Annotated in this window: 8 protein-coding genes and 1 riboswitch; of the genes, 5 read left to right on the top strand and 3 right to left on the bottom strand. The window is 46.5% G+C overall.

What is annotated here, in order from left to right:
- Positions 1-5: 5 nt before the first annotated feature.
- Entirely contained in the window at positions 6-1,487 is a 1,482-nt protein-coding gene (locus KOE27_RS00140) for a hypothetical protein (RefSeq protein ID WP_215236863.1), read from the bottom strand.
- Between the two features lie 220 nt (positions 1,488-1,707).
- On the bottom strand, positions 1,708-4,158 hold the full coding sequence (locus tag KOE27_RS00135) for a TonB-dependent receptor (protein ID WP_215236862.1): 2,451 nt from the start codon (positions 4,156-4,158) through the stop codon (positions 1,708-1,710).
- A 133-nt stretch (positions 4,159-4,291) separates the two neighbouring features.
- A riboswitch (TPP riboswitch) is annotated at positions 4,292-4,387 on the bottom strand.
- Positions 4,388-4,501: 114 nt separating this feature from the next.
- Between KOE27_RS00135 and rocD the strand changes: the two genes are divergently transcribed.
- From rocD to KOE27_RS00110, 5 genes are all read left to right on the top strand, one after another.
- On the top strand, positions 4,502-5,770 hold the full coding sequence (rocD, locus tag KOE27_RS00130) for an ornithine--oxo-acid transaminase (RefSeq protein WP_215236861.1): 1,269 nt from the start codon (positions 4,502-4,504) through the stop codon (positions 5,768-5,770).
- Positions 5,771-5,778: 8 nt separating this feature from the next.
- Positions 5,779-7,170: a S41 family peptidase gene (locus KOE27_RS00125; RefSeq protein ID WP_215236860.1), complete on the top strand. Its 1,392-nt coding sequence runs from the start codon at positions 5,779-5,781 to the stop codon at positions 7,168-7,170.
- Positions 7,171-7,279: 109 nt separating this feature from the next.
- Positions 7,280-7,534, top strand: coding sequence for a GlsB/YeaQ/YmgE family stress response membrane protein (locus KOE27_RS00120; RefSeq protein WP_215236859.1), 255 nt, complete (start codon positions 7,280-7,282; stop codon positions 7,532-7,534).
- Positions 7,535-7,645: 111 nt separating this feature from the next.
- The gene (locus KOE27_RS00115; protein ID WP_215236858.1) at positions 7,646-9,169 is read left to right on the top strand and encodes a GH3 auxin-responsive promoter family protein; all 1,524 of its coding nucleotides are present in this window, start codon (positions 7,646-7,648) and stop codon (positions 9,167-9,169) included.
- On the top strand, positions 9,120-12,335 hold the full coding sequence (locus KOE27_RS00110) for an AAA family ATPase (RefSeq protein WP_229252559.1): 3,216 nt from the start codon (positions 9,120-9,122) through the stop codon (positions 12,333-12,335). Before KOE27_RS00115 ends, KOE27_RS00110 begins: the two co-directional genes overlap by 50 nt.
- A gap of 85 nt (positions 12,336-12,420) precedes the next feature.
- Here KOE27_RS00110 and KOE27_RS00105 read toward each other — a convergent pair whose 3' ends face one another.
- The gene (locus KOE27_RS00105; protein ID WP_215236857.1) at positions 12,421-12,822 is read right to left on the bottom strand and encodes a hypothetical protein; all 402 of its coding nucleotides are present in this window, start codon (positions 12,820-12,822) and stop codon (positions 12,421-12,423) included.
- Between the last annotated feature and the right edge of the window lie 56 nt (positions 12,823-12,878).

The following is a 12,878-nucleotide window of genomic DNA, read 5'->3' as shown; positions in this document are numbered from 1 at the left end:
AGTCATTAGGGTGGTGTTACTGTGACTAATAAGTAATCTTCGTCAGACACGATGGCACCTCTGAAAATTTTCAGGCACGTTACTCTGTAAAACATCCGGTTCTGCAACAGTATAAAACTTTGCCCTTCTTTCATTTTGGTCAGCAACGACTGCCCGGCACCTTTCTCCATGAGCAGCAGATTGCTCTTTTTAGTATTGACCATTGTAAGAAAGCGTTTTAGCAATACGCTGTCACTTATGAAGAAAAGATCGGGATTCCAGAATTTTTGCTTCCATATTACGTAATTCGAGAAGCGCTTGTCGTTCAGCAGGTATATGTCTCTGCCTAGGTATCCGGCAACGGTTGTGGACAGGTTGTTGTAAGCTCCGGCCACCTGTACTTTTGGATCGTAACGCTGATTGATATATTCGGCAACTTCTTTCCCGTTCGAAAAAGGATACTGCAGATCAACGGTGTAGGCAAAGACCCCCTGGACCATCTGCACGCTGAAAATAACCCACAAAAAACGTTTTGCATAGACCGGAACCTGATCGTAACCAATCCAGTAAGCAAAAAGAAGAGCCATCGAAAAATGTCCGTAGTGCCTGGGTTGTCCGATGATTTTGAGGTACATCAGCCCCATGATAAACCCGAATGCTGCAACAATGAAAACCGATGAGTAAACGGATTTTCTGAACAGGAAATAAACAATAGCGCACAACAAAATGCCCGCTATCGCATGAAAATGATTATTTTGAATGAGGTGATACCCTTCCCAGAAATTCCTGGTGAAGTCGGAAAGCGGAAAAAGCCCTTTGAACACATTGCCCAGAACCGCAGAACAGCGCCCGGGATCAAAAGTGACGTGCCATGTGCTGGCGTACGAGCTGTCGTGCGGTGTACGGGTGGTAAAAACAAACAACGCCGCCCCGGCAGTAATGATGCACATGAATGCTTTACTTTGGGAAGTTTCCAGTTTGCCTTGCCGGCTTAACCGCAGCAAGAGTACCAGTGATATGGCAGCGGCAATGGCAGCCATGAAAGCATTGGTCTGAAACAGCAGCAGAATCAGGACGCCCGATAACACGAGGGCTGCATCTTTCTTATGCCACAGCGATGCAATGAGCAGCAGAAGCATCACACCAATCATATAGTTTCGGCTGATCACCGAATACTCGTACAGGAAATAATATCCGGAAAGTATGAGGATTTTTTCAAAATCGCGGAAGGGGCTCTTAAACACAATAAGGTAGGCCGTAACCGCCGCCATGATGAGATTAATGCCTTGAATGGCCACAGGAGAGGAAGTTAGCTGTGCCAATGGCCAGATGACGTAGAACCACAGAACGGGATGCCCCTCGTATCGGGTATTGCTGAAAACGTCAATCAGATTCACTGTGTGCAGGACCAGGTTCCAGGCCTGGAGTTCGTCCCGCCACATTTCATGATGCCATAATCCTGCAAATATCACAAGGACATAGGCTGTAAAAATTGTAAAATTTTTCATAACGATGGAAAATCTATCTTAGGTAGAAATTCTCAGCCGGGAGGCGCGTTAAGCAATTTACAATTTTATCATTAAAAACCTAATTTACAGCCCGTTAACTTATCGTATGGTTAATTTTTAGAACTATTTAAATTAATAATTAGGCTATTTTCAGGAGGTCGGTTAAAGATAAAAAAAGACGCACCGGAAACACTTACTCCGCGGTGCGCCTTTAAAAGTGTTAAAATTTAAAATTCATCCCTATCAGAAAATTTGTTCCTGCCTGTGGGAAGTAAAAGTTTTCCTGGGTGACCGCTCCACCCGCCAGATAATTATAGGTATAGCCATTGGACTCGTAACGTTCATTAAAGATGTTATTGATCAACAGATTGAAGGATATTTCTTTCGCCCATCCGGGTTTAACAGCATAGGAAAACCTGACATCATTGGTGAAGTAGGCATCCAACTGGCGAGTCTTATCGGTAGTATTGTCCAGATATTGCCTGCTTACATACTTGCTCAGCAAGGTAAGTTCCAGATTTTTGGCAGGTGTAAAACTGAACTGGCTACCAGCAATAACATTCGGGGAAAAGGATATATCGGATTTCCCATGACTGATGGTCTTATAACCGCCATTATCATAATCCACAATATACTCGGTAAAGTTACGGATCTTGTTCTGACTGAAAGTGGCATTTACATTCCATTTCAGATGTTTATTGATGGCGACTGCCCCTTCAAGTTCAATACCCATACGATAGCTTTTAGGGACGTTGACACGGATGGAGTTTCCCACGTCGTTAATCTGTCCTGTAAGTACCAGCTGGTTTTTATAGTACATCAAATAGTAATTGGCCGCAAACGCCAGTTTCCCATGCTGGGTACGAAACCCGGCCTCCACATCCTGCATGGATTCGCTGGTAGGGAACATGCCTGTGACGGACGAAGCAATGTCATCGCGGTTTGGCTCCCGGTTGCCGATACTGTAAGAAGCATAAACCGAGCTCTGAGCAGACAGTTGATAATTAACTCCCGCCTTAGGATTCAGGAAAGAGAAACTCTTATCGAAATGTAACGCCACCAGATCGTTATCCTGACCAGCAATCCGGTGGTTGACATGGCGGTACTGCAGGTCTGCAAAAGCATTTAATTTTTCCGTAAACTGGTAGTATATCTTTCCGTAAAAATTAATGTCTTTTTTCGTACCCAGATTATAGTAATACTGATGCTCACTACCAATATTTCCTGCATTCCGCGCCCAGATGACCTGCCCGTAATGTTCACCATCGTACTGGTTCCACCCTCCACCAAAGCTTGCGGTCAGCTTTTTATAAGAGTTGTAGTCCAGTGAAAACGTGGTCCCGTAAAAGTAGTTGTCCAGCCACCTTCTGCGGATAAAATCCGTTCTGGAAAGGGTATCCCCGCCAATGACTACATCAGGCAGGTTGTAATTGCTGTATTTATCCTGGCTCCTGTATTGTTCGTAATACCCAAGTCCACGCACCAGGAAAGCGTTCAGATTGAAAGTAAGATTGTTACCTAAAGCATGGGAAGATACCACCTGGTAATGATCCTGGCGGTAGTTATCCACCTCATTTTTGTAGGTATAATAATTATAGGTACGGTTATTAGCATTCAGCAGGTTTTCTGCATCCTTTTCACCCACACCGTTTCGGTCGATATAGGCGAGGATACCAGCCCGGTCGCCCCGTAATTTGGCCTCTGGTGTTCCGTTCCAGGACTGGTATGTTCTTTCCTTTCCGCTGAAAACGTTGACTCTTACAAAACTTTTCTTGCCAAAATACCCCCCCGATAAATAATAGGAATGCAGTTCAGACGTCGCCCTGTCCACGAATCCATCAGATGAAATCCGTGACAGCCGGGCATCGAAGGTGAATTGATCCTTGATCAGCCCGGTGCCTAGTTTAAGGGTATTTTTGAAGGTATTAAAAGAACCATACGCGTTATTCAGTTCGGCGTATGCCTCCTGGCGGAATGTATTTGTGTTCACATTCACGCTTGCGCCAAAAGCTCCGGCTCCGTTGGTAGACGTTCCTACGCCCCGTTGTATCTGGATACTGCTGACGGAAGAGGCAAAATCGGGCATGTTAACCCAGTACACACCCTGGCTTTCTGCGTCGTTATAAGGAATGCCGTTAACCGTAACGTTGATCCTGGTGGCGTCCGAACCCCTTATCCTGATGCCGGTGTATCCCACACCGCCGCCAGCATCACTGGTACTGACCAGCGACGGCGTAAAGTTGAGCAAAACCGGCAAATCCTGCCCAAGGTTCTGTTTATCAATGGCATCGGCAGTTACATTGGTGAAAGCCATGGCACTTTTACTATTCACCCGCGTTGCGCTGATGATCACCTCATCCGCCTGATAAGTACTTTTGGCTAAGCGGATATCCAGCTGGGTTTTTCCGGTCATGTCCAGTTTCACGGTCTGATACCCCACATAGGATACCTCCAGGATATGGATGTCGTCCGGTATGTTTCGGAGATTAAACGTACCGTTTTCGCCGGTGTTGGTACCGCGGATCTCCCCGGCTTTTACCGACGCCCCGGGAAGTGGTTTCCCGTCCGTGGCATCGGTCACGCGGCCCGTGATGGTATGCTGAGCCGAAGCAGAAATACATATAAGCGCACTAAAAAGTAGCACATTCAGATAGGTCGTAACTTTTCGCATGGCGATAAAAAGTTGTTACGAACAGGCAAGGGGCCACCTATCCTTAGGTTTACAAAAATTAATTTTGAAAATCGCCTGAATCTTAACGAACCATCAGCCGGTCAAACGCGTCTATCACGGCGTCCGAAAAACGTTTAAGATTAGCTTCTCTCCCTTCGCCGGCATTATCCGGATCAGGTGATATGGGTATGATCTCAGCCCGTTCGGTAGGGCACCCCTTTGAGATTACGTTACAAAGGTAGTGCAAGGAAGCTTATTCGACAATAAAAATATGGATTTTAGTAATCCCTGTCCTTTTTTGTATTTTTACACAACACAATTTTTTTAGCAAAAAACAAAGAAAATGCCTGACTATACAGACACCGCCAGCACGGGAACTACCGTGATAGACGCCTCTCAAAATGCAATGGACCTGGAATACCGTTACGGAGCACATAACTATAAACCGATGCCCGTTGTGCTTTCCAGAGGCCTGGGTGTGCATGTCTGGGATGTGGAAGGCAGGCAGTATCTTGATTTCCTTTCAGCATACAGCGCTGTAAGTCAAGGGCATTGTCATCCACGTATCGTAAACGCTATGATAGAGCAAGCCCAAAAACTGACCCTGACCTCCCGGGCGTTTTACAATGACAGGCTTGGCGAGTGTGAAAAGTTTCTGGCCGAGTATTTCGGTTATGACAAGGTACTGATGATGAATTCAGGAGTGGAAGGCGGTGAAACCGCTCTGAAGCTAACCCGTAAATGGGCTTATAAGGTGAAAGGCATAACACCCGGAAAAGCCAAAACCGTGTATGCTTCCGGGAACTTCTGGGGACGTACCCTGGCGGCCATCTCCTCTTCAACCGACCCTTCCAGTACCAACGATTACGGTCCGTTTTTACCCGGATATGAAATTATTCCTTACGACGACCTGAATGTGCTGGAGGATCTTTTCAAAAAGGATCGCGATATCGCCGGGTTTATGGTTGAACCCATTCAGGGAGAAGCGGGCGTGGTGGTACCGGCAGAAGGGTACCTCAGCGGCGTGAGGGAGTTATGTACCAGGCACAATGTCCTTTTCATCGCAGACGAGGTGCAGACAGGGATTGGGCGGACAGGAAAAAAGCTGGCCTGCGACTGGGAAAATGTGAAGCCAGACATATTGGTACTCGGAAAGGCACTCTCGGGAGGTATCATGCCTGTATCTGCGGCTCTGGCCAACGATGAAGTAATGCTCACCATCGCACCGGGGGAACATGGCTCCACCTATGGGGGAAATCCGCTGGCATGTGCTGTTACCATGGCAGCTATTCAGGTGGTGGAAGATGAAAAAATGGCTGAGAACGCCGAAAAAATGGGGCAATTGTTCAGAGAAAGAATTCTTTCGTTACAAAAGCAATGTTCTCTGGTCGAGCTCGTTAGAGGAAAGGGATTGCTGAATGCGATCGTGATCAATGATGATGAGGACAGTCCTACGGCTATGAACCTTTGCTACGGCATGATGCACAAAGGATTGCTCTGTAAGCCGACGCATGGTAACAAAATACGTTTCGCTCCGCCGCTGGTGATCAGTGCAGAACAAATAAATCAGGCTTGTGATATCATTGAAGAGGTTTTCCTGGGGTATAACTGATACGCTATATGAATTTTAAAACATTACTGAAAATTTCGGTTCTGGTACTGGTTATTTGGGGGTGTAAAGATAAAACCGTGGATCCCGCTACGGACGCTGAAACCAATCAGTGGATTTACAGCCAGATGAAATACTGGTACTACTGGAATGATAAAATTACAGCTACGCCCGACCTCACAAAGGCTCCCGCCGACTTGTTTAACTCCCTGCTTTATAAGTACGACGCCAATCTGCGACCGGATGGCGACCGTTTTTCGTGGATCCAGAAAAGTGCGGACGAACTTCAGGCCAGCCTGAGCGGCTCAGGAAAAACACCGGGTATGGAGTACAAGCTGCTTTACTACCCCAGCGGGACCAGTAATGTGATTGCCGTTGTAACCTATACCTTACCTGGTTCACCAGCCGAGAAAGCAGGTTTCAAACGCGGAGATATTTTTACCAGTGTCAATAACCAGCAACTCACAGGCGCCAACTATAGCCAGTTGCTGAACGCCGAAGGAACCAAAACCTATACGCTTGCAAAAGTTGATTCGGGGGGGAAAGTGACAGAAGGTACTGTCAAGAGGGAAGTTGTGCCGGTTGTGCTGCAGGAAAACCCGGTTTATTTTGACACCCTCTTTCAGTTCAATGGTACTCAAATAGGATACATCGTATATCACCAGTTCATCCCCGAACCCTATCAGTCCAAAACCCTGCAGTACGATAAAGAGCTTGATCAAATTGTCGGTTCATTCAAGGAAAAAAATGTCAGTTCTATTATTCTGGATTTAAGATATAATCCAGGAGGTTATGTAAGTTCCGCAACCAGCCTTGCCAGCCTGTTGGTAAAAGCCACCACCAACGATATCTTTTTTTACAAGGAGTACAACCCCACAGCCACCACCGCGCTGAAAAAGCAGTATGGAGAAGGTTATTTCTATGATAAGTTTACGGCAAAAACCCAGAACATAGGCTCAACCCTGAATAACCTGGTGATACTTACCTCTTCCCGTACCGCTTCGGCAAGCGAATTGCTCATTAACGGTCTGAAACCCTTCATGAATGTGATTCTGGTAGGTGATAACACCGTCGGGAAAAATGTGGGATCCATAACCCTGTCCAACAAAAAAGACGGCATTACCTGGGGGTTACAGCCCATCGTTTCCAAATCTTTCAATGGCCTTCACAAGTCCGACTATTCTGTGGGATTTACCCCCGATGTTCGTGCTACGGAGGGAATTCTCTTATATCCTTACGGAGACCTGCGCGACCCGCTGCTCAGCGAGGCGCTTTTCAAAATCCTTGGCTCACGCGTGGTACGAAGGATACCCTTGGCAGAAACAAAACTATTTTCCGGGGTAGAAATCATGTCGTCGGTCTCCAGAAAAGCAGGAGGAAGTAACATGTTCTTTAGCCACTAAATCGAAGCCTCCTGCTTATCGGTAAATAAAGTTGGACAGAATTCCTGTTCAATATAATTTTTGTTATAGTTTAGATAAAAATATTTACTTCAACTAAACTATACACCCAATGGGCATTTTATCATGGATTATTGTGGGCCTGGTGGCGGGAGCCATTGCCAAAGCGCTTCACCCGGGAAAGGATCCCGGCGGATTTATCGTAACCATTCTGATCGGTATAGCTGGTGCCGTAGTGGGCGGGTGGATATCTTCTCTTTTAGGATTTGGTGTGGTGGATGGCTTTGATATATCCAGTTTGTTTATCGCCGTATTAGGAGCCATTCTGCTTTTATTTTTATACCGTAAATTCAGCAATAAAGCCTGAAAGGAATAGCATGTTGAGGGTGAGGGAATCAGTAGAATAGTACTCTCTCACCATTTTTATTTGTTATTTTTACAATTTTCAGGGTCAAATTCTCAAACGTTAGGATAGGATATGAAGTTGGTAAATGATATGACTGTCTGGTTTTTAAAGCGCCGCTTTGAAAGGATAGATCAGTTTAAGAAAAATCCTGTTGAAACGCAGTTACGCATGTTTTCGGAATTACTGGAAACTGCCAGATATACAGAATGGGGTGCAAAATTTAATTATGGGCAGATCCGGACCGTTAAAGAATTTCAGGAGCAGGTTCCGGTTTCGACCTATGAAGATCTGTATCCATACATTGAACGGGTACTCAAAGGAGAACCTAACGTACTTTGGCCATCTCAGATAGAATGGTTCTCCAAGTCGTCTGGTACTACCAACGCCCGGAGCAAGTTTCTACCTGTTTCGCCCGAAGCCCTGGAAGAATGCCATTACGAAGGTGGCAAGGATATGATGACCTTGCTGATCCACAACCGGCCCGAAACCAGGGTGTTTGACGGCAAAGGCTTGTCCATCGGAGGAACCCTACACGCCAACCCCTTTGATGATTACACACAGGTGGGGGACGTTTCGGCTGTGATTATGCAAAACCTGCCTGCCTGGGGCCAGATCATGCGGACACCTCCGCTTGACGTGGCGCTGATGGACCACTGGGAGAGCAAGCTGGAGAAAATGGCCACCATCTGTTCCCAGGAAAATGTTACCAGTATCTTGGGGGTACCTACCTGGACAATCGTTTTACTGGACCAGATACTTGAACTCACCGGCAAAAAGAATCTGCTGGAGGTATGGCCCGATTTCGAAGTATTTGTCCACGGAGCCGTATCGTTTGAACCTTACCGCGATTTATTCTGTCAGAAATATTTTCCTTCTCCCCAGGTAACCTATCTCGAAACTTACAGTGCTTCCGAAGGCTTTTTTGCCATTCAGGACGACCTCGATAAAGTTGGAGAAATGCTACTGATGCTGGATTATGGCATATTTTATGAATTTTTACCCTTGGATGAAGTAGGCAAACAACATCCCAGGGCATTGCTGCTGGACGAAATCGAAATCGGTGTAAATTATGCACTGGTAATTTCTACCAATGCCGGGTTGTGGCGTTATCTTATAGGAGATACTGTCAAATTTTCATCCAAGTATCCTTTCAGGCTTAAAGTAAGCGGGCGTACCAAGCATTTTATCAATGCCTTTGGTGAGGAAGTAATTGTTGAGAATGCAGAATATGGCATCAAAACCGCCGCGCAGAAAACCAATGCCCTTGTGGCAAACTACACCGCAGGCCCGGTTTACATGGGGGATGGCTCCCGCGGAAGGCACGAATGGGTAATAGAATTCACCAGTGAGCCGCAAGACGCCGCGGCATTCAACAGAATTCTGGATGAATCGATCAGAGAGGTGAATTCAGACTATGATGCCAAACGGTATAAAGATATGGCACTGCTGCCCCCCCTTGTCCATGTGGTGCCGCCCGGTACCTTTTATGCCTGGATGGGCAGAAGAAATAAACTCGGAGGGCAGAATAAGGTACCCCGGCTGAGCAATGACAGAGAATATCTGGACGATCTGCTGGCCATACTGCAGGAAAACTGAAAATAAATACCTCACCCGGACAAGTATCCAAAGCCGTTGGCCGGCAGCCAATAGCCTCATCAGTATAATGATTCCTAAATATCTTAAAATCAAAGGGCTCTATTCCTATCAGAAGGAGCAGGAAATACATTTTGATGCACTTACCGACGCATCCCTTTTCGGCATTTTCGGGGCAGTGGGAAGCGGGAAATCATCCATACTGGAAGCGATAACCTTTGCCCTTTACGGAGATACCGAACGGCTGAACCGGTCCGGTGATGACCGTACCTACAACATGATGAACCTGCGGTCGGATGAGCTCCTGATCGACTTTGAATGCATTGCCGGAAAAGCAGGAGAGCAGTACCGGTTTACGGTCAGGGGAAAGCGGAACAGCAAGAATTTCAGAGATGTAAAAACTTTTGAAAGAAGAGCATATATTCAAAGGGAGGGACTGTGGGTTCCCCTTCCTGAATCCGAATCGGCTGAAAGTATCATCGGCCTTAGTTATGATAATTTTAGGCGTACAATCATCATTCCGCAGGGCCGGTTTCAGGAATTCATTGAGCTAAAGGATGCAGAACGGACCAGAATGATGAAAGAGCTTTTCCAGCTGGAAAAGTATGATCTGAGCCGTAAAGTTACGACGCTCGTCAGACAGAACGACGTGGATAAGTCGCATATAGAAGGCCAGCTTCTGAGCCTGGGAGAAGTTACCCGGGAAATGATCCTGGCCGAAGAACAAAACCGCGAAGCGGTGAAGCAGGTTATCAGAACCGAAAGTGAAGAACTGCTCGTCCTGACGGAACTGGAGCTTTTGCTGGCCAGGCAGAAAATGGCCGGAGAGAAAATTCTTCAGTTACAAAATCAGCTTGCGGCGCTGGAAGCGCAGGAGCCTCTTATGAAAAGCAGGCAGGAAACATTGAAGATATTCGAGACCTGCTCTTATGATTTTAAGGCACTGCTGGAACAAAAGAAGAAATTATCGATTTCCCTTAAAACGGATACCGATACCTATACTAAAAATGCCGTTCGCACGGGTGAACTAACGGAGCAGCTTGCCAAACTCAGGGCCGGACAGGCTGATCTGCGTCCGCAGTATGAGGGCAGGGAGGTTCTTCTGAAACAAGCAGAAGAGCTGGAAAAGCTGGGGCAGGTATTTGAGAATACCATTCAGGTGCATAAAAAACAGGCATCGTTTGAGCGCGGGAAACAGCAGCTTGAAGAAAGAACGGCGGCCATTGAAATACTAAAAAAACAAAAACAGGAAAAAGACCAGGAAACGGATATCCTGAAAAGCAAACTGCCGGATATTACGGAAATCGGCAATGTAAAATCATGGTTTGCCACCATGGATGGTCATGCGGCAAACAGGAAGCGTATTCAGGAGGAGGCACAGCAGTTAAAGCGGGAACAGGAAGCTCTGCAGGCCGATCTCAGGCAGACTATCCTCGGCGTGTCGGAAGAATTCCTGCTGCAATTATCGCCAGAGAGTGATATGGAACGGGTCAATACAGCGTTTCAGGATTTCTTGCTGTCGGCTGAGAACAGGCGGAAAGAGATCGATGAAGAGATTCTGGAAATAAAAACCCGGGCCGGATTGCAGCAATATGCGCTCCATTTAAAGGAGGGCGACCCCTGCCCGTTATGCGGCGCGGAGCACCATCCGTTGCTCCTGCATACGGATGGAGATTTTACAGGGACAATCAGAAAAATAGAAAGCAGACGGGAGCATATACAGCAGCAGGAACAGCTCCTCAGGCAAAAAGGCACAACCATAGACAGGCTCTTCCTGAAGATTCAAAGTCTGGAAAATCAGAAGCAATCCATCCGCACCCGGTACGAGGAAGCGATCGGAAATATGAAAACATGGGAGGAGCGGTTTGTCTGGGCTCAGTTCGACAAAAAAGATCGTCCCGCCTTTGAAAGGTATGAAACGGAAATTGAGGGCCTTCAGAAACAGATCAGATCCAACGATCTGCTGCTCAAAAACCTGACTCACCAGCTGGAAAAGGAACAGGAAGAGGTAAGGGTTAAGGTTGAAAAACCTTTACAGGAGCTCAGGGAGGAAATAGCCGGAATGGAAAATACGAATGCCCTTTTGCTGTCCCAGCTGGTAAGTATCCGTGCGGAAGATTATGATATAGAGAACCGTTCCGGAATTGCGGAGAAGGTACTGGGTTTAAAAAAGGAATATGACCAGATAAAAAGGCTGTACGAACAGGCAGAGAAACAGATAGATGAACTTGAAAAGGAGAATCATCTGCTTGCGGGGCGACAGGAAATGCTGAAAAATGGGATAGATACCAACACACTTTCATTGGAAGCAACGGAAAAAGAGATGCAGGAAAAATTAAAAGCGCATCAGTATGAATCCGAGCTTTGGGTAGAAACGGTACTGTCAAAAGCCCTGAATATCACAACGGAACGTAAAGTACTGGAGGAGTTCTATTTTAGTCTGCAGAGTACAAAGAAGGATTTGGAAAATCAGCTCGCGGAAAATGCGGTTGCGGAATATGATCCTTCCCGCCATGAAACAGTCATCCAAAGAAAACAGGAGCTTACCGAAAACCTGAATACCTTGCGAAAGGAGGAAGGACGGCTGGACGGAATAATTAAAAAACAGATGGAAGATCTGGCCAGACGGACACAACTTCTGACGGAAAAAACAAGACTGGATTTACGGGGACAGCATCTGAATGATCTGGCCGGGTTATTCAGGTCCAGCGGATTCGTGGATTATGCCTCCAGTATATACCTCCAGAACCTGATCCATGCCGCCAATACCCGCTTCCACCAGATGACACACCAGCGGCTGCACCTGGAGCTTGGAAAGGATAACAGTTTCTGGGTCAGAGATTTGCTCAATGGCGGTCACATGCGGTTGTTAAAAACCTTATCCGGCGGGCAAAAATTTCAGGCGGCCCTTTCGCTTGCGCTGGCCCTTGCGGATCATATCCATTTACGGAACGAATCACAGCACAACTTTTTCTTCCTGGACGAAGGTTTCGGCTCATTGGACAAAAATGCCCTGCAGACGGTTTTTGAAACGTTAAAATCCTTACGGAAAGAAAACCGGATCGTTGGTATCATCAGCCATGTGGAAGATCTTCAGCAGGAGATACAAACCTATCTGAAAATTGAAGAAAGTGAAGAAGGAAGTGTGATTTTGGAAAGCTGGAAATAACACAGAGCCTTTCAATTGCATAACAACACTTCCGTTAAACCAAACATAAAGGGCTACTCACATTTGCTTTCGCCCTTTGCCTGCCTTATTTGCCAAACCATTGGTCAAAGCTGAATCTTCCTTTTTTGATCAGCGCCTGTAACTGATCCTGCTGTTCGCGGGTTAGGACGTCTAACATTTCCTCCCTTTTTTGCTCTGCCAGCTGGCGGTGATCGCGGCGCCTGGCATCGTCGTCCCGGGATAATTTCCGGTCCTTTCGTGCATAACGGCGGTCAATTTTTTTAAGTTGTTTCACCTGTTTTTTAGTCAGATGAAGTTCATCTTTATACTTCTCAAGGTTTTTTTCGAGGCGCCGGTTGTTGAGTTTACTGTTTTGGCTGGTTTCTTCGTATTGAGATGAATCATGTGATATCCCCTGGTTGGAAGAGGCACATCCGGTAAAAATAAGACCTGCGGAGATCATCGCGGCCATCCAATATTTGCGCATGGTTGTCGTGGGGTTTAAATTTGTAGCTAATAACGCTTGCCCCGGCAACTGCTATA

Source organism: Dyadobacter sp. CECT 9275 (assembly GCF_907164905.1).
Lineage (GTDB): Bacteria > Bacteroidota > Bacteroidia > Cytophagales > Spirosomataceae > Dyadobacter > Dyadobacter helix.
The sequence above is the reverse complement of the archived record's forward strand: the minus strand, read 5'-3'. Positions and strand labels throughout refer to the sequence as shown.